This window comes from Acinetobacter sp. YH12128, assembly GCF_013418655.1.
GTDB lineage: Bacteria > Pseudomonadota > Gammaproteobacteria > Pseudomonadales > Moraxellaceae > Acinetobacter > Acinetobacter amyesii.
The window spans coordinates 47,736-65,952 of the sequence record NZ_VPBO01000019.1 but is presented as its reverse complement, the minus strand read 5'-3'; the positions used below and the strand labels follow the sequence as shown (position 1 = coordinate 65,952).

General features: G+C 41.5%; 18 protein-coding genes, 5 tRNA genes and 1 other RNA gene. 15 read left to right on the top strand and 9 right to left on the bottom strand.

The features are described 5' to 3' along the window. Positions 1-140 precede the first annotated feature (140 nt). Complete coding sequence (locus tag FTU64_RS11380) at positions 141-719, top strand: hypothetical protein (protein WP_180055756.1); 579 nt, start codon at positions 141-143, stop codon at positions 717-719. A gap of 445 nt (positions 720-1,164) precedes the next feature. On the opposite strand, the gene FTU64_RS11375 is transcribed toward FTU64_RS11380, so the two are convergent. The 4 genes from FTU64_RS11375 to coaD all read right to left on the bottom strand — a co-directional run bounded on the left by FTU64_RS11375 (position 1,165) and on the right by coaD (position 2,477). Further along, positions 1,165-1,241 (bottom strand) — tRNA-Met (locus tag FTU64_RS11375). Between the two features lie 73 nt (positions 1,242-1,314). Continuing rightward, positions 1,315-1,694, bottom strand: an RNA gene (gene rnpB / locus FTU64_RS11370) — RNase P RNA component class A. A 26-nt stretch (positions 1,695-1,720) separates the two neighbouring features. Then, the gene (locus FTU64_RS11365; protein WP_078191349.1) at positions 1,721-1,984 is read right to left on the bottom strand and encodes a YfhL family 4Fe-4S dicluster ferredoxin; all 264 of its coding nucleotides are present in this window, start codon (positions 1,982-1,984) and stop codon (positions 1,721-1,723) included. A gap of 1 nt (position 1,985) precedes the next feature. Next, on the bottom strand, positions 1,986-2,477 hold the full coding sequence (coaD, locus tag FTU64_RS11360; RefSeq protein WP_078191350.1) for a pantetheine-phosphate adenylyltransferase: 492 nt from the start codon (positions 2,475-2,477) through the stop codon (positions 1,986-1,988). Positions 2,478-2,614: 137 nt separating this feature from the next. On the opposite strand from coaD, the gene smpB reads away from it, so the two are divergent. After that, positions 2,615-3,088, top strand: a complete 474-nt coding sequence (gene smpB, locus FTU64_RS11355) for an SsrA-binding protein SmpB (RefSeq protein ID WP_078191351.1) — start codon at positions 2,615-2,617, stop codon at positions 3,086-3,088. Positions 3,089-3,140: 52 nt separating this feature from the next. Here the strand turns inward: smpB and FTU64_RS11350 are convergent, their stop codons facing one another. From FTU64_RS11350 to rluD, 4 genes are all read right to left on the bottom strand, one after another. Next, complete coding sequence (locus tag FTU64_RS11350; RefSeq protein ID WP_180059760.1) at positions 3,141-4,469, bottom strand: hypothetical protein; 1,329 nt, start codon at positions 4,467-4,469, stop codon at positions 3,141-3,143. Between the two features lie 232 nt (positions 4,470-4,701). Further along, positions 4,702-5,253 (bottom strand): flavodoxin family protein, encoded by a 552-nt coding sequence (locus FTU64_RS11345; protein WP_180059759.1) that lies wholly within the window; start codon positions 5,251-5,253, stop codon positions 4,702-4,704. Between the two features lie 40 nt (positions 5,254-5,293). Next, on the bottom strand, positions 5,294-6,034 hold the full coding sequence (pgeF, locus tag FTU64_RS11340) for a peptidoglycan editing factor PgeF (RefSeq protein ID WP_180059758.1): 741 nt from the start codon (positions 6,032-6,034) through the stop codon (positions 5,294-5,296). A gap of 44 nt (positions 6,035-6,078) precedes the next feature. Then, the gene (rluD, locus tag FTU64_RS11335) at positions 6,079-7,131 is read right to left on the bottom strand and encodes a 23S rRNA pseudouridine(1911/1915/1917) synthase RluD (RefSeq protein ID WP_078191355.1); all 1,053 of its coding nucleotides are present in this window, start codon (positions 7,129-7,131) and stop codon (positions 6,079-6,081) included. 71 nt (positions 7,132-7,202) lie between these two features. Between rluD and FTU64_RS11330 the strand changes: the two genes are divergently transcribed. Both FTU64_RS11330 and FTU64_RS11325 read left to right on the top strand, forming a co-directional pair. After that, positions 7,203-8,195, top strand: coding sequence for an outer membrane protein assembly factor BamD (locus tag FTU64_RS11330; RefSeq protein WP_180059757.1), 993 nt, complete (start codon positions 7,203-7,205; stop codon positions 8,193-8,195). A gap of 211 nt (positions 8,196-8,406) precedes the next feature. Next, positions 8,407-10,335 carry a DNA primase gene (locus tag FTU64_RS11325; RefSeq protein ID WP_180055762.1) on the top strand — a complete coding sequence of 643 codons (1,929 nt, stop codon included), beginning with the start codon at positions 8,407-8,409 and terminating at the stop codon, positions 10,333-10,335. Between the two features lie 370 nt (positions 10,336-10,705). Here FTU64_RS11325 and hemA read toward each other — a convergent pair whose 3' ends face one another. Further along, positions 10,706-11,989, bottom strand: a complete 1,284-nt coding sequence (gene hemA / locus FTU64_RS11320) for a glutamyl-tRNA reductase (RefSeq protein ID WP_078191358.1) — start codon at positions 11,987-11,989, stop codon at positions 10,706-10,708. 78 nt (positions 11,990-12,067) lie between these two features. On the opposite strand from hemA, the gene FTU64_RS11315 reads away from it, so the two are divergent. From FTU64_RS11315 to panD, 11 genes are all read left to right on the top strand, one after another. Beyond that, on the top strand, positions 12,068-13,780 hold the full coding sequence (locus FTU64_RS11315) for a hypothetical protein (RefSeq protein WP_180005451.1): 1,713 nt from the start codon (positions 12,068-12,070) through the stop codon (positions 13,778-13,780). 9 nt (positions 13,781-13,789) lie between these two features. After that, positions 13,790-14,368 (top strand): lipoprotein insertase outer membrane protein LolB, encoded by a 579-nt coding sequence (gene lolB / locus FTU64_RS11310; protein WP_180005450.1) that lies wholly within the window; start codon positions 13,790-13,792, stop codon positions 14,366-14,368. 28 nt (positions 14,369-14,396) lie between these two features. Continuing rightward, the gene (gene ispE, locus FTU64_RS11305) at positions 14,397-15,236 is read left to right on the top strand and encodes a 4-(cytidine 5'-diphospho)-2-C-methyl-D-erythritol kinase (protein WP_180055780.1); all 840 of its coding nucleotides are present in this window, start codon (positions 14,397-14,399) and stop codon (positions 15,234-15,236) included. Between the two features lie 3 nt (positions 15,237-15,239). Continuing rightward, positions 15,240-15,314: transfer RNA gene (locus FTU64_RS11300), tRNA-Gln, on the top strand. Between the two features lie 38 nt (positions 15,315-15,352). Continuing rightward, positions 15,353-15,427: transfer RNA gene (locus FTU64_RS11295), tRNA-Gln, on the top strand. 28 nt (positions 15,428-15,455) lie between these two features. Next, positions 15,456-15,530: transfer RNA gene (locus tag FTU64_RS11290), tRNA-Gln, on the top strand. Between the two features lie 91 nt (positions 15,531-15,621). Further along, a tRNA-Gln gene (locus FTU64_RS11285) sits at positions 15,622-15,696 on the top strand. 37 nt (positions 15,697-15,733) lie between these two features. Further along, positions 15,734-16,687: a ribose-phosphate pyrophosphokinase gene (locus FTU64_RS11280; protein ID WP_078191360.1), complete on the top strand. Its 954-nt coding sequence runs from the start codon at positions 15,734-15,736 to the stop codon at positions 16,685-16,687. Positions 16,688-16,785: 98 nt separating this feature from the next. Next, complete coding sequence (gene rplY / locus FTU64_RS11275; RefSeq protein ID WP_168378105.1) at positions 16,786-17,082, top strand: 50S ribosomal protein L25; 297 nt, start codon at positions 16,786-16,788, stop codon at positions 17,080-17,082. Between the two features lie 20 nt (positions 17,083-17,102). Next, positions 17,103-17,678, top strand: coding sequence for an aminoacyl-tRNA hydrolase (gene pth / locus FTU64_RS11270; protein WP_168378106.1), 576 nt, complete (start codon positions 17,103-17,105; stop codon positions 17,676-17,678). Between the two features lie 150 nt (positions 17,679-17,828). Beyond that, complete coding sequence (gene panD / locus FTU64_RS11265) at positions 17,829-18,209, top strand: aspartate 1-decarboxylase (protein ID WP_078192181.1); 381 nt, start codon at positions 17,829-17,831, stop codon at positions 18,207-18,209. Positions 18,210-18,217: the final 8 nt, after the last annotated feature.

Here is an 18,217-nt window from a genome sequence, read left to right as displayed (position 1 = left end):
TTAACTATGTATTGAGTATAGCAGTAGCGCTATAAATTAACATTTAACCCATGAGCATCTCGTAACTTGTCATAGCCTTTTCCTCAAATTCAGACTATAAAGAACTCATAAAATAAAAAGACCCACTTTCAGGATGAATGATGACGAGAACCACTCAATTCTCAGGCATATTTATACTTGCCCTGCTGGCAGCAGTCGTCGCAACTTTTTGCGATGCGATTCATGTCTATACAAAAACACTTAGTTATCCCAACCCATTATTTTTCCATCAGGCTTGGTGGGTATTCCCCGGCTTTTTTATTGCCTTTGCCTTCATGGCATTTAGCTATATTCAACTTACACAACTACTTAAACATTATGTGATGACTCAGCTCAGTTGCCATCATGACGGCACTGCGCCTCTCGTCGAGAGCCTAATACTATTTGCCATCGTCTACATACTCAGCGGATTTGGCAATTTTCATCCCGAAGCACTTTGTTGGATTTTTTACATTAGCTTTTTTATTCGCTGGTTATTTAGCTATGAGCGTACATGGCTACTGATATTAGCCATCATGCTTGCTTTTGGTGGTATGTTCTTTGAAGGACTATTGGCTCAGTTTGCTTTAGTTAAATATCGCCATGAAGATATTTATAATGTGCCGTATTGGCTAGGTGGCGTATATATGCATGGCGCATTTGCCTTACGTGCAGGTATGCGTCGTTTTGTCTATCGATGATATTTAAGATCTGATGTTACGCCTTTAAAATAATGACGTATTTTTTTAAAAAATGATTTTTAAGCCTATTCGACGGAGTCTTACATCTAGGGTTTAAATAAAGGGATTAGCCTTCAGCTGGAGGTACTCTTACGAAACGTTGTTTCTCATTCGGCAAAATGAGAAGCGTGCTTCGCAAGGAAACCATATTGCGGTGCAATGCACCTCACCGACAAAACTCGTTCACTAGCGTCAAATTATTCAAAGTATCGCAAAAAATATTTTTGAATAGATATAGTCTTGTCTCAAACACTTGCGGATGACCTTACCGCGTATCGTTCTTTTATTTGAATCAAATAGCGCTTCTGATATTACTGCTTAACATCAGTTATGATGATAAAACTTTCGATTTTAAAACGTCGAAACAAAAAAAGACCACTCAATCGGAGTGGTCTTTTTTTGAATATGGTGGCTATGACGAGACTTGAACTTGTGACCCCCGCATTATGAGTGCGGTGCTCTAACCAACTGAGCTACATAGCCTTAAACTGTGCGCGCATTATGGAGGGATATTTAAATATCGTCAAGCCCATAATGCGCGTATTTGATCAAAATTTGTTGAAGTGAACCGATAAGCCGGGTTCTGTCGAGGACGATCATTCCTCTAGGCGTACAATCACTCATACGCTCAAGCGACCTACCCGGATCCAGCATGGGCCATGCCTAAAGGATCCCTATTTGGTCTTGCTTCCGGTGGGGTTTACCATGCCGTGAACTGTTACCAGACACGCGGTGCGCTCTTACCGCACCCTTTCACCCTTACCTCCGATTTCGATTACTCGAAACCATAATGAAGGCGGTCTACTCTCTGCTGCACTTTCCGTCGGCTCACACCGCCCAGGCGTTACCTGGCACCTTGCCCTATGAAGCCCGGACTTTCCTCCCCTGCTTTAGTCACGGAGACCTATACACAGCAGCGATCGTCTGGTTCACTTCGGGGCGCATTCTAACAAATCTGACAACTAATTGCTTGATGTTTTTTGAGCAGTTAGTTTTTCGTACTTTTGTTGAAGCTGTTCCTGAGTTTCAGGATGTGCCGGATCCAATGGAATACAATCCACTGGACAGAACAACTGACATTGCGGTTTATCGTGATGCCCAACGCATTCCGTACACAAATCAGGGTTAATCTCATAAATGAGTTCCCCCATGAAAATCGCCTCATTGGGGCATACAGGTTCACAGACATCGCAGTTGATGCATTCATCAGTGATATATAAAGACACTCTACCAACCTTGCTGTTGTTTACGCTTAAAGGCTTCCACGACAGCTTGTGGTACAAACTGAGTGACATCACCATTTAAACGTGCAATTTCACGCACGAGCGTAGATGAAATAAACGAATATTGCTCTGATGGGGTTAAGAACACCGCTTCAAATTTACTGTCCAAACGGCGATTCATATTTGCCAATTGAAATTCATATTCAAAATCTGAAACTGCACGTAAACCACGTAATACGGCTGTTGCTTTTTGCTCGTTAAAGAAATTGACCAACAGCCCATCAAAACCTACAAACTCAACATTTGACAAATGACTTAAAGACTCTTGCGCTAGTGCAACACGCTCTTCCAGACTAAACACAGGGTTTTTGTGATGTCCAATTGCAATTGCCACGACAACTTCGTCAAACATGCGTGATGCACGTGTCACTAAGTCGATATGACCATTAGTAATTGGATCGAATGTGCCCGGATAAATTACACGAGTTTTAGACATCCAGTTGTACTCTGTTATTTTGTAGATGGGTATTTTAACAAAATCTTGATTTATAGGTGAAGTCAGCTTGTAAATTTAAAAACTTCATCTTATTCAAAGTTCGGGTACAATAGTGCTAAGTTTGGAAGTTTTTGATTATGACGAAAGCAGTAGTTAAAAAAAATAGTAGCAGTACGATTGCCCTCAATAAACGTGCGCGTCACGATTATTTCATTGAAGAAAAATTTGAAGCGGGTCTTTCATTACAAGGCTGGGAAGTCAAATCAATGCGTGCAGGTCGTATGACCATCGTAGAAAGCTATATTACGTTTAAAAATGGCGAAGCATTTTTATTCGGCGCTCAAGTGCAACCTTTACTGAGTGCTTCAACGCATGTGGTGCCTGAAGCGACTCGTACTCGTAAATTATTGCTGAACCGCCGTGAAATTGAAAAACTACAAGGTGCGATTAACCAAAAAGGTTATTCATGTGTGCCTTTGGCATGTTACTGGAAAGGTCCTCATGCCAAACTTGAAATCGCCCTAGTAAAAGGTAAGCAGCTTCACGACAAGCGTGCAACGGAAAAAGACCGTGATTGGCAGCGTGATAAAGCCCGTATTTTTCATAAATAAGTTCAATAAAAAACCTCCATTTTGGAGGTTTTTTTATTGATACATTGCACATTTAGCAGAATTTCAACCCACCAAAACAGTTTGTTCGAACTTCCTGATTCCCCAAGACCTGATTTTTTAAAGTTAAATTGGCCGCACCGGCATTGCTGAGGTTAATTGAACCGACATTTTTATAAATCGGTAGACCAAATGCTGCACCAACAGCAGAACCTAAGGGAATATAAATCGGTTCATTGGTTAAAATTTGCGATACTTTTTGTGCAACTTGTGGCAAGACGCCTGAAATATCTACTTCAGATGTTGGATTTAATTTGCCAATATTAATCGGGTCTTTAAATGACATCCACCAACCTGTACGTGCAATATCATCTGCATTGGCATCTGGCCAACTGATATCTTGAGATTGAAGCGATAAATAACCTGCTGTGCCATTTAATGGAATGTTATGAATCATATTTAAGGCTTGCTCAAAGGTAATGTTCATTTTCAAACCATCAATTGATGAGCCCGAATCCATAAAGAACTGCGCCCCTTCTACCCATAACAAATTACGGTCAAGTTTGACCTGCATGCTACCGCTATCTCGATTGAGTTGAATCGACGGTACAGTCGCACTGATATTTTTGGCAACGGCTTGAGTTTGTCGTTTTCCGTTGATGGTAATTTCAGGGACGGTAAATGGCACATTCATTGAAGGAATTTTTAAACCCTTACTATTTTCAGGTTGGCTGACAAAGCTACGATCATTGTTCCAAATCGTATTAATCACCAAATTCCCCGATAAAATCTCGCTGCTACTATCACCAAAGAGCGCTGCTTGGGTCTTTGCTGTTCCTGTGGTCGGTGCAATTTTCATATAACCACTCAGTGACTTAATCCCGTCTGTTGACGCACCTGTATTTTGAATACCTGTGGTCAATAAACCCGTAATAGATTCAGCACTGACACGAAAGCCTTTAACTTCGCGTAAAGCGGTTTGTTTAGGGTTTTTAATTGCAAATTCAATAAATGGATTTTTTAGTTTGGCACTTGTTGACGCTCGATCACCATTAAAGACGGGATTACCATTGGCATCGGTCAACGTTACATTACCACTCAGCGCTAGATGACGAATATCAATATCACAGCCATTTGACCCATTTACCCCACCACAGCCGAGTTGCAAACTTTTGACATTGACGTTCAAATCCATGACGGCATCTAAACTGAGTTTGTAGAAACCAATATTTTCATCGACCATTTGTTGGTTGACTAAAATAGGGTCGGTATAGGACATATTCATCAATGCCGCACCATTGATGGCAGACAATTCTTCATCGGCTAATCCCACCAAGCCTTCTGCTGCAAAAACAACGTCAGAAACACATAAGGTCAATGCCATTACTATTGTTTAATCCTTTTTAATATTTACCACTCATCCAGAGTGAAATTTATGAGAAGATTAAATCAATAGCTTTGGCGCAAATGAATGGCAATATATGACGCACATCACATCTTAGTTATACGAAATGCCAATTTTCACAGATTTTAGGCCAATAAAAACCCCAGTAACATTTCCATCACTAGGGTTTTCAAAGATTTATAAATGATAGTTCAAATAATTTATTTACAAATTAATTAACTTTATTTAACAACAACCCCAGATATTCACCAAACCAAATGGCGGTTTCTAAATCGCCCGTAGGTGGAGTGACTTCAACAGGCGCATTATCCGATTGTGTCATCAAACCTAAAAAGCTCGACATCCGATTTAAATCTGTTGTGCTGCGTCCAGTTGGCATCAATGGAAGACCACTCCACAACATGCCGTGCTGCATGGCAAATAAATTAATTTGCTGCAATACTGCCAATTTATCACCACTTAAGCCGCCACCATTGGTAAAACCAGCAGCCAACTTGCCTTGCCATGTCCGTGCTAACCAGCGTTTAGATGATTGCTCCATGAATAATTTCATTGCCGCACTCATACTGCCCATATAGGTTGGGCATCCAAAAACGATGGCATCTGCACTGTCCAATTCATCCCAATCCACATGCTCTACATTCATGAGATGGACTTTTACACCGGCTTTTTCTGCACCTTGTACAATGAAATTCGCCACTTTGGCAGTGTGCCCATAGGGGCTGTGGTAAACAACAGCAAGAGATTTAGCAGTCAAAGACATAACATTTAAAAGTCGATAGATTCAGTCAAGTTTAGCATTTTCAAAGCATAAAGACGAATGTTGCCATACGTCCTGTTTTCGCTTCGCGGCGATAAGAAAAATATTCTTCAGCTTGCAAAAAGCTACATTGGTCGCCACCTGTTACGGCTTTAACCCCATGTAATGCAAGAATATAACGCGCTATCGCATAAAGATCAGCATAATATTTGCCTTCCCTTACACCAGCTTTAAATGCACTTTCAAGTTCTGGGTATTTGGAACAAAAGGCAGCTTTGACTTCTGCACCAATTTCAAAACTCTCTTGGCAAATAGCTGCCCCCAACCAAGCCCATGTTGGCTGAGTGTACATGACTGCAATAGTGTTTTCCACAATACCATTTGCTAGACCCTTCCAACCTGCATGCAGATTAGCAACTTCAGTCCCGTCAGCATTACCCAAAACCACGGGCAAGCAGTCTGCGGTCATCATCATCAGGGCATGGTGTTTAGACTGCGTGACCATACCATCGCCTTCGGGTGCAACAAAGTTGATCTGTTCATCAATGCGATGGCATAGCGTACTGTGCGTTTGGTTCATCCAACTGATTTTATTCACGCCATATTCAGCAAAGTCTTTGAGCAATTGCATCCGGTGCTTTTGCACACGTGCTGCATCATCTCCTACATGCAATGCCAGATTGAATCCTGCCAGTTCAGGTTGTTCAGCGGGTTGCGTCTGATCATGATGAACTCGAGTTTGTCCCACAAAAACACCTTGTGGAAGTCCCTGAACAAATTGCATGTTGCCGTCCTTTTCTATCTATGGCGTGTAAATCAGTTTAAAACTTAATAAGCTTTGTTTTCGCTACGTAAAACTTCAACCAATTGATTAAAGTCTTCAGGCCATGGTGCTTCAAACATCATGTCTTCACCTGTACGTGGATGAACAAGACCCAATTTAACCGCATGTAACGCTTGACGTTTAAAGCCACGTAAAGTGTCATCTAATAACATCGACGCGCCTGCAGGCATACGTACACGTGGTACGTACACTTGATCGCCTACGAGACCATGACCGATATACGTGAAATGCACACGAATTTGATGGGTACGACCCGTTTCTAGACGTGCTTGAACGCGGGTAAAGTTTTGGAAACGTTCTTTCACATTATAGTGAGTCACCGCATCTTTACCGCCCGGCAAGACTGCCATTTTAATGCGATCAACAGGATGACGTTTAATCGGCTCATCCACTGTACCGCCGGCAATAATGTTGCCATATACGATCAAATCGTAAATACGGTAAACCGATTTCTTCGCCAATTGCTTACTTAAAGAAAATTGGGATTCGAGGTTTTTCGCAACTACCAACAGACCTGAGGTGTCTTTATCAATACGATGCACCAAACCTGCACGGGTCAACTCTGAAGATTTTGGGTAGTGATGCAAAATTGCATTCACCAATGTCCCTGTACTGTTTCCAGCGCCCGGATGAACAACCATACCGACAGGTTTATTAATCACCATAATATCGTCATCTTCATAGACAATATTGAGTGGAATATCTTCAGGTAAGCTACGTGTTTGTGCTTCTAACTCGACGTCTAAAGTCAGTAACTCTGTGCCTTCGCATTTGTACTTTGGTTTCACAGTGTTACCATTGACCAACAAATGGCCCTCTTTAAGCCACTGTTTTAGCTTTTCGCGAGAAAAATCAGTCCAAACCAGTGCTGAAACCTGATCAATACGTTGTCCTAAATAGCTTTCATCCAATTGAAATTGCAACGATAAACGTGTTGCAGTTGAGTCTGAAGTATGGTTATCTGCATCCTCAGAATCTTCAAGTAAATTGAAATCAGTTTCAGGGAAATTAGAATTGGAAGATTGTGCTTGACTCATTTGCTCATTCAGACAAAAGTGGTTTAATAGTTCAATTGTAGCTCATTGCCCGTATTAACAGAGGAATTTTTATGTCGCTACCAAAATATAAAATGACAATGCTTGCTCTAACAATAGGCATTGCATCGGCAATGGTAGGCTGTAGCAGTAATCCAAAGAAAGAAGTGGTCGATACAGGTCCACAATCAAGCGAACAGATTTATATCGAAAAAGCACAAAAAGCGCTTGAACGTAACCAATATACAGATGCAGCAAAACACCTTGAAGCTCTAGAGACCTACTACCCTACAGGTAACTATGCGCAGCAAGCACAACTTGAACTATTGTATGTAAAGTTTCAGCAAAAAGACTATGAAGCTGCGATTGCACTTGCAGACCGTTTTATTCGTATGAACCCACAACATCCGCAAGTTGATTATGCGTACTACGTGCGTGGTGTTTCAAACATGGAGCAAAACTACAATGGTTTGCTTCGCTATACTTCTTTAAAGCAATCGCACCGTGATGTGAGCTATCTCAAAGTGGCTTATCAAAACTTTGTCGACTTTATCCGTCGCTACCCATCGAGCGAATATGCAGTCGATGCCGCACAACGTATGAAGTTCATCAGTCAAGAATTGGCTGAAAGCGAAATGAATGCGGCACGTTTTAATGTGAAGCGTAAAGCATGGTTAGCTGCTGTTGAACGTTCACTTTGGGTGATCGAACATTATCCGCAAGCGCCACAAGTTCCAGAAGCTCTAGCGACTGTAGCCTATGGTTATGACAAACTTGGTGATAAAACCACGTCTCAGCAATACATTGAAGTACTTAAACTGAACTATCCAAAACTTGTGAAGTCAGACGGTACGGTCAATATGCGTGCTGCACGTAGTGAAGGCAGCTTCCTTAACCGTGCAACCTTAGGTATTTTCGGTAAAGAAGCACAAACGATGTCTGAGCAAACCTCTACAGACGCAGTTGAAACTGATGAAGAAAAACGCAGTTTAACCAATCGTTTAAGCTTTGGCTTATTGGATCGTCCTCATAGCGAAAAAACTGAGTCGTCAGAATCAGCTGAATAATATAGTCGCAACGAAGGTCGATTTTTCACAAAGGGCAAGTTAGAATACTTGCCCTTTTATCTTTTCAGGATCTACAGATTCGGTTAGATTAAAAGGTATACAATAGTTCGATGGACGATGCTGTACTGCATCCCCACTGAACTTACAGCATTGCTGATTTCAACATATTTCACGAACTGCCCAAATTCAATAGATAGACAGATAAAACAGCATGGCCATTCCTCAACATACAATTGATCAAATTTTAGATCGCACCGATATTGTCGATGTGATTGGTCAATTTGTGAAATTGAAAAAGACTGGACGCACCTACTCAGGATGCTGCCCATTCCATCAGGAAAAATCGCCATCTTTCCATGTCTATCGTGATAAACAATATTTTCACTGCTTTGGTTGTCAGGCCAATGGTAATGCCATCCGTTTTTTAATGGATATTGGTAGCCGTAACTTTATTGAAGTAATGAAGGATTTATCAAGCCAAACAGGTATTGAACTACCGAAAGACAATAACGATTCCAATAAACTCAAATATAAACGCGAATCTAAACCCAAAGCTGTACAAAAACCTGCAATCGAAACAAAAGCTCTGACGCCCCAAACAGGCGAAACACAGACTGCTCCTGCTGCAGTAAATTTCGAACACGACCCATTTGCTGAGTTTCAAAATAGCGAAGAAGCCTTTTATGGGAGCGATCCGTTTGCTCACTTTGACCAAGTTGCCAATGCTTTTGAAGATGTGCCGCAAGATGGAAACTTATATGACTTGCTGGAAAATGTCGCACAGTTTTATGAACAACAACTTCCGCTCAGTCCAATTGGGCAAGCTTATTTTAAACAACGGGGTCTCAGTGCAGACACCATCGCCTATTGGCGCTTAGGCTATGCCCCTGAAGATTGGCAACATTTAGAAAAAGCCTTTCCACAAGATATCGAAGGACTCAAACTTCTCGGTTTGATTCGAACCAGTGACAGTGGTCGTGACTTTGACCTACTGCGCGAGCGGGTGATTTTCCCGATTCGAGATGCGAAAGGTCGTGTGGTCGGTTTTGGTGGTCGTGCCCTAAATGATGAAATCAAACCGAAGTATATCAACTCTCCAGACTCTGAAGTTTTCCATAAAAACCAGTTACTTTATGGTTTATATGAAGGCCGTAAACAAAAAGCCCAAGACTGGTTAATGGTCGAAGGTTATATGGATGTCATTGCCCTTCAGCAATATGGCATTCATGGCGCTGTAGCAACTCTTGGGACAGCCAGTAATACAGAACATTTAAACATTTTATTTAAGCAAAATAGCCGTATTACCATTGCATTTGATGGTGATGCCGCGGGTCAAAAAGCAGCTCGTCGTACGCTTGAAATTGCCCTGCCATTACTGAATGATGGACGAGAACTTAAATTCTTTGTTTTGCCGAATGACCACGACCCAGATTCATTGATCCGTCGTGAAGGTATCGAAAATTTTCGACGTTTATTGGACACCTCACCGCTACTTTCTGAATTTGTTTTTGCACATTTAACGCAAAATCATAATGTTGCTTCGCCTGAAGGTAAAAGTCAGGTGATGGGTGAACTGAGACAACTGACTGAACTGTTACCGAAAGGTGGTTCATATCGTTATTTGCTACAACAATATTTCCGTGAAAAATTAGGGTTTAGCCGAAAGTGGCAGCCTCAAGTCAATAATGATGCGTCTCTGAGCTTTAGTACAAAAATTGATGCTGAAGAATATGTGATTGCGATTTTAATCAATCATCCTTATCTCTACATTCATTTTGAGCCTTTACGCGCCTTAGTTTCACAAGATCTCTTGCTTTATCACGTTTTAAATATTTTCAATGTGATTTTTGATGAATTGCCTGATGACCCAGAGTTATCGACCTATTATGTACTCGGTGCTTGCGCAGCACATCATCATGAATTACAACATATTTTAGAGCATGCCAATATCAGTGACTATACATCATCACCTGAACAAGCAGATAAACTCGCAGCAGATTTATCGACAAAATTGCAATATCAATTCTTACAACTCAAGATCAAGTCGAATAAGTTTTCTAGCCTTGCAGAAATGCGTAATTTAAAACAACGTATTTATGATATTGATAAAAAAAGATCGCTCACACTCCTTGAAGATTAAGTTTTAACTCATGTTACGACCGTAAAAAAATTACGCATTTTTAAAATGATTTTTAATTCTATTCGACGGAGTCCTGCCTCTAGGGATCGAATAAAGGGATTAGCCTTCGGCTGGAGGTACTTTTGTTTCGGCAAAAGTACCCAAAACCATTATCATCCGCAGAACTCGTTCATTAGCGTCAAATTATTGAAAATATCGCAAAAAACATTTTTGATTAGAAGTAGTCCTGTCTCAAACACTTGCGGATGACCTTACCGCGTATCGTTCTTTTATTTGAATCATATGGCGCTTATGATGTTACCTGCTTAACAACAGGTTTTAACTTCAAGTTCAAGCTGTGAACAACATACTATTCAATGAATCAGCTTATTTATTTCTTTGGTTTACGGCGATTTTCAGCCACATTAACTAAATCTTGCTCTATCATTTCAAAATATGCTGGGTCTTCCGCCATTGCTGCATTTCGCAGCACGATAGAAGTTGGATGCAGCAACTTTTGGGTTAAACGATGTGACATTTCTTGCATAATCTTCGCAGCATCTTCACCCTTTTGTAGACGATTCAAGGCCAAAGCCAGCTCTTCTTGACGTAATGACTCCCCATGTTCACGGTATGCATGAATTGTCGAGCCAGCCAAATTCACTTTTTGCTGTGTGATTAAATCTGTCGCAAGCTGATTGACCATCACTTCGGCTTCAACTGCCGCCTGACGACGCTGAGCCAAGTTTTCTTCTATGACTGTTTGCAGATCATCTACACCATATAAATAAACACCATCTAAACTTTCAACTTTGGCTTCAATATCACGGGGTACCGCCAAATCGACCAACAACATTTGTTTATAACGGCGTTTTTTCAATGCTGCTTTGACATCCGCAAAATAAATCACTTGATGCAAGCTTCCAGTACAACTTGAAATTACATCTGCGCGATGTAAATTGTCTGCCAAATCTGCAAAATCAATTATTTCAACTTCTACACGATGAGCAATCTCTTGGGATAAAGCTTCAGCACGGGCACGTGTACGGTTACAGATAATAATTCTACCCACACCCATTTCGGCCAAATGCTTCGCAACCAAGCTATTCATTTCACCAGCAGCAACAATCATGACCGTCAATTTTTCAGGTTGACTAAAGACCTGTAAAGCGAGCTGAGCAACAGCATAGCCCATCGATACCGCATGACTTCCGACTGCTGTTTCAGAACGCACTCGTTTTGCCGCATAAAAGGCATATTCAAAAATACGGTTTAAATTTGGGGAGACAGTTTCGGCATCTTTGGCTAATGACAAAGCCGTTTTAACTTGACCTAAGATTTGAGGCTCACCAAGCATGAGCGAATCCAAGCCGCTAGCCACACGCATGAGGTGTGTCACCGCCTGTGCATTTTCATAACGATACACATGATTTGACAATTGCTTTACATCGATACCATTTGATTGGGCGAGCCAATTCAATACCATGTCTGCATTTTCAGACATCGCATAGACTTCGGTACGATTACATGTAGACACCACCACCATGTCATTGAGTTCAGGCGTATGGCTTTGCTGTTCAAGCAGTGCAGTTAACTTTTCAGGGTTAAATGCAATCTGTTCACGCAGCTCTACAGAAGCGGTTTGATGGTTGACACCCAATGCAAAGAAAGACATATCAGATCATCATTTCGCTAAATTTATGCTATTGTGCAACATCGGTGTCATAAAAAGCATTACTTGGATCAAGAAAAATTGCGTCTAACAAATAGCCGACTGAACGGCCAGACAATAAAGCAGTATTCTACCACATTCTTACTTGTCGGTAGCATGGCTTCTACTGCCCCAATTCGGGCCGTGGGAGAAGTTTACCATGCAAATTCAGGATATGATGCAATTAAACAAAGTATGATTGCGGAATTTGCCTTAGCCTATAACGACATTCCAACCGCGCTTCATAACTACACCGTGCTTGCAATCAAAAGTAAATCCACCATGGTCAAACAACGTGCTTTAAACGTTGCAATTGAGCAAAATGATTTACAAGCAGCCTTAGATATTGCTACACATTGGGTTGTGCAAGAACCTGAAGATGTACCAGCATTATTTTATTTATCACATATTGCTTTGAAAGCCCATGAATATGAGCTTGCCGCCGAAACACTTGATAAAATTTTAACCATTGACCCAAATGCAGATTTAGAACAAATTTTGGCGGGTATTTCCCCTGAATCAGAGGAAGATCGCGCTTATCTGATTCAAGCACTGACCGCTAGCAAGGAAAAAACCAACCCTTCTATTTTGGTCTTAGTCGCAGGTTTACAAGCTCAAAATGGTGCCTTTGCTGATGCCTTAGACACCATTAATTTAGCACTGAAAAAACGCCCGAAAGTGACTGGCTATATCCTAATGAAAGCCAATTTACTTATGTCGTTAGGCGATGAAGAAGAAACCTTAAAATGGTTCGAAAAATCCAGCCGTAAACACCGCAACAATATGGAAGTTCGCTTAGCAGAAGCAAAATATTTAATTAAAATCAATCAGTCAGAATTAGGTCTAGAAAAACTCGAAGATATACTAAAGAAATGGCCATCTGCTGAAGAACCGCTATTTATGGCAGGTTTGACCAGTATTGACTTAGAGCTTTATGAAAAAGCCGAAAAGTATTTGGTGGAGTTACGTTATTCGAGCAAATACCAAAATGAAGCGTATTACTATCTCGCAGTAAATGCTGAACGCAAACAGCATTATGAAACGGCAAAAGCCTATTATCGCCTTGTTGATGGCAGTCTTTATACAGTTTCACGGCGCAATATGATCAGCATTTTTAGCCAGCAAAATAAGCTGCATGATGCACTGCGCTTTTTAACCCAAGAGCGGGTTAATTATCCTCAACATGCCAGTTTCTTATATCTTGCTCAGGCAGATATTTTAAAACGCATGAACAATAAAAAAGCAGCAGTCCGTTTGCTTGATGAAGCGGTAAAAAACTTGCCCGAAGATCCTGAGCTCATTTATGCCGAAGTTCTTCTGCTCGACGCCCATCAAGATAAAGATAGACTCGACCAATTACTAAAACAATTACTTGAAATTGAACCCAATAGCCCGACCTATTTAAATGCATATGCCTATACCTTGGCGGTACAAAATAGACGCTTAGATGAAGCCCGAAAATACGTCGAACATGCCTTAGAATATGCTCCTGAGCAAGCCTCAATTTTAGATACGTTCGGTTATATTTGTTATTTGCAAAATGATTTTAGTACCTCTGCATCGGTTTTGGCCAAAGCGTATGAACTGAGTAATAGTTTAAAAATTGGCATTCGCTATGCACGATCAGTCTTCATGCAAGGTGATATGAATAAATTTGACGCGTTGTTACAACAACTCCAACAAAAACATCCGAATGATCCGCAATTAGAGCAACTACATTCGTTATTGTTACCCCAACCCATGAAAAAGAGTTAGAAAGACTTTATGCAAGTATCTTCAAAATTTGGGGTATCTGCCCTGACCTGCTGCGCTTTATTTTTTACCGGTTGTCAGCAATATGTTAAAACACCCGATCAACCCAGCCCTGAAGAAGTCGCTGCAAATCAATTCAACTTACAAGGTAAGATTGGTGTGCGCACGCCACAACAGTCAGGAAGTGCTTTTTTTACTTGGGTTCAAGACCGCAATGAATATGACATCGAACTGAGTGGCATCTTGGGTGTTGGAAAAACTCAAATCAGCGGTAAACCCGGTCAAGTTCAGTTAAACAGTGCAAAAACCGGTTTAATTGAAGCAGAAACACCTGAAGAATTACTGGAACGTGCTACTGGTTGGCAAGCTCCCATTACCCACCTCGTCGACTGGGTACAGGCGCGCCCTGCAACCACACAAGCAAAAATTCAACGCGATACTGCACAGCGCCCACAACAGATTATTGAAGATGGTTGGACGGTTGACCTAAGCTATAACGAGACTGCGACGGTACCGAACAAGTTAATTTTAAAACAAGCACTTGAATCCGGTCAGGAAAACCGTATTACAATGGTGATTCAAAATCGTTAATTTGCCTAAAAGCTGAACTATGACTTCCATGATTCGTGTACCTTCTCCTGCAAAACTCAATTTGTTTTTGCACATTACTGGCCGACGTCCGAATGGATATCACGAATTACAAACGATTTTTCAGCTCATCGATTTATCTGATTGGATGGAATTTCATCCACGCGCAAATTCAGCTGATGAAGATTTTATTCAAATTGAGGGCTTAAACAGCGTCAATCTAGAGCAAAATTTAATTTATCGTGCTGCTCAAATACTCAAACCGTTTGCTAAAGCACTGACTGCACAAAAAATCCACATCGAAAAAAATATTCCGATGGGTGCAGGGCTCGGTGGTGGTTCATCCAATGCAGCAACAACCCTTATTGTGCTCAATCAACTGTGGAAATGTGGTCTAAATACTGAACAACTAGCAGAACTCGGCTTACAACTTGGGGCAGATGTTCCCGTGTTTGTACATGGTCTAAATGCATGGGCTGAAGGCATCGGTGAACACTTAACATTCATAGATTTAGCTCAAAAACAGTACATTGTGCTGAAACCTGACTGTTTTATCAGCACTCAACTGCTTTTTTCACAAAAAACGTTGACAAGAGACTCAAAGCCCACTAAATTTTGCGGCTATCAGGAAACGCCATCTGATTTTGGAAATAACTTTGAGCCTGTGGCACGAAGCTTATATCCCGAAGTCGATGAAGCAATGCAGTACTTAGATCAGTTCGGTGCCGCAAAGCTTACAGGTACAGGTGCTTGTGTATTTACTGAAGTAACTGAAAATATGAATATTGATGACATATTGAAAAATGCACCATGTAAATCTTACTTGGTTCGCAGTTTACAAGAATCACCATTACGTCATTTTGAAGTTTGATATAGGGGCGTCGCCAAGTGGTAAGGCACCGGGTTTTGATCTCGGCATCCGTTGGTTCGAATCCAGCCGCCCCTGCCATCATTTTTCACCTGTAGATGTAATTGCAGTAAAGTATTAGGGGCGTCGCCAAGTGGTAAGGCACCGGGTTTTGATCTCGGCATCCGTTGGTTCGAATCCAGCCGCCCCTGCCATTTACTTTATTCGCTATTTCATCAATTTAGGGGCGTCGCCAAGTGGTAAGGCACCGGGTTTTGATCTCGGCATCCGTTGGTTCGAATCCAGCCGCCCCTGCCATTTACTTCAAAAAAGACAGAGCATAATTTGCAGTATCTTTGTTGTTTCAACTTGACAAAATACCGCAAAAATATTAAAGTTCTGCCGCATTAGGGGCGTCGCCAAGTGGTAAGGCACCGGGTTTTGATCTCGGCATCCGTTGGTTCGAATCCAGCCGCCCCTGCCATCTAATTCCCTAATTTGCCAACCGCCAAGGGTGCTTCATGCCCAATCTTGTCGTTTTTAGTGGATCTGCACATCCACAATTCGCCCAAAAAGTCGTTAGCCACCTTCACATCCCTCTAGGTGCTGCATCTGTAGGTCAATTTTCTGACGGTGAAATCGCTGTCGAAATTACTGAAAATGTTCGTGGTAAAGACGTATTCATCGTACAACCAACTTGTGCCCCAACTAACGATAACCTTATGGAAATCTTAGTTATGGCTGATGCTTTGCGTCGTGCAAGTGCTGGTCGTATCACTGCTGTCATTCCTTACTTTGGTTATGCTCGTCAAGATCGTCGTCCACGTTCAAGCCGTGTGCCAATTACAGCAAAAGTTGTTGCAGATATGCTTACAACTGTTGGTATTGACCGCGTTGTCATGATCGACCTTCATGCTGACCAAATCCAAGGTTTCTTCGATATTCCTGTAGACAACATCTACGGTACTCCTGCGCTTTTAGCAGATCTTCGTCAACAGTCACACGACAACTTAATGGTTGTTTCTCCTGACGTTGGTGGTGTAGTACGTGCGCGTGCTGTTGCTAAGCAAATGGGTGATATCGATCTTGCGATCATCGACAAACGCCGTCAAAAAGCGAATGAATCTCAAGTAATGCACTTGATCGGTGACGTTAAAGGCCGTGACTGTGTCATCGTTGATGATATGGTGGATACAGCAGGTACATTGTGTAAAGCTGCTGACGCACTAAAAACTTTTGGTGCTCGCAAAGTTGTTGCTTACGCAACTCACCCAGTACTTTCTGGTAAAGCTTTAGAAAACTTGAAAAACTCTGTGATTGACGAATTGGTTGTAACAGACACCATTCCGCTTTCAGAAGAAGCTCAAGCTCTTGGTAAGATTCGCCAAGTTTCAGTTGCAAGTATGGTTGCTGAAACAATTCGTCGTATTAACAACGAAGAATCTATTAGCGCAATGTTCGATTCTTATCTATAATATAGCGCTAAATTTAAAAGCCCTGCCTTTTGGTGGGGCTTTCTATCACTAGACTGGTCGAAGGTCTAGTCAATTAAACTTAAATAGGAATGTCTATCATGGCAAACTTCGTATTAAATGCAGTAGCACGTGAAGAAGCAGTACAAGGGAAAGGTTCGAGCCGCCGCCTTCGTCTTCAAAATAAAGTACCAGCAATCATCTACGGTGGTGCAGCTGAACCTGTAGCAGTTACTTTAGAACTTCGCGAACTTGTTAAAGCTTTAGAAAGCAACGCGTTCTTTGAAGAAGTTGTTGAAATCAACATCGACGGTAAAGCTGAAAGCGTTAAAATCCAAGCTTTACAACGTCACCCAGCTAAAAACACTCCTATGCACGCTGACTTCAAACGCGCATAAGTGTTAAATGGTGTAAATGAGTGAGCAAACTTTCACTGATTGTTGGTTTGGGTAACCCAGGTTCTGAGTATGCCCAAACCCGCCATAATGCAGGCTTCTGGTTTGTAGAACGCCTTGCAGAACAATATGGCATCCAACTTAAAGCTGATCCTAAATATAAAGGCATCAGTGGTCGTGGTAATATCGAAGGTCAAGACGTTCGTCTGCTGTTACCCACAACCTTTATGAACCTCTCAGGTCAAAGTGTTGTTCCCTTCGCCAAATTCTATCAAATTGCTCCTGAAGCAATGCTTATCGCACACGATGAACTCGATATGAACCCGGGTGTCATTCGCCTGAAAACGGGCGGTGGTCATGGTGGTCATAATGGTTTACGCGATATCGTCCCGCATATTGGTCCAAATTTCCATCGTTTACGTATTGGTATTGGTCATCCTGGTTCTAAAGAACGTGTCTCAGGCCATGTTTTAGGTAAAGCACCAAGTAGTGAACAAGGTTTAATGGATGATGCAATTGCACATGCCTTATCACGTACTAAATTGTTGGTAAGTGGTGAGATTCAGCAAGCCATGAACCAGATCAATGCTTACAAATAGAACTGACAATTCCACAAATTGTTGAACAATACTTATTGCCATCTGAATGATTTCAGAGCAAAATGCGCTTGCATTTGACTGCTCACCCAGCATTCAAGAGATTGTTCCACCATAAGATACGATCTTAGGTCTACCAAGGAGACGCTAGCCATGCTATCTCGTTTATTAAAAGCTAAAATCCACCGTTGCGTCGTTACACAAGCAGAATTACATTATGAAGGTTCTTGTGCAATTGACGGTATTCTTCTAGATTTAGCCGGTATCCGTGAATATGAAGAAATTCATATGTGGAACGTGACTAATGGTAAGCGTTTTACCACTTATGCCATTCGTGGTGAAGAAGGTTCTGGCATTATCTCTGTAAATGGCGGTGCTGCTCACCAAGCAGATATTGGTGATTTGATGATTATTGCAACTTTTGGCGATTTCACAGAAGCTGAAGCAAATGCACATAAGCCACGTTTAGTCTATGCGAACCCAAATAACACAGTGAACCACACAGCGAACTGTATTCCAGTTCAAGTTGCTTAATTCAAGCA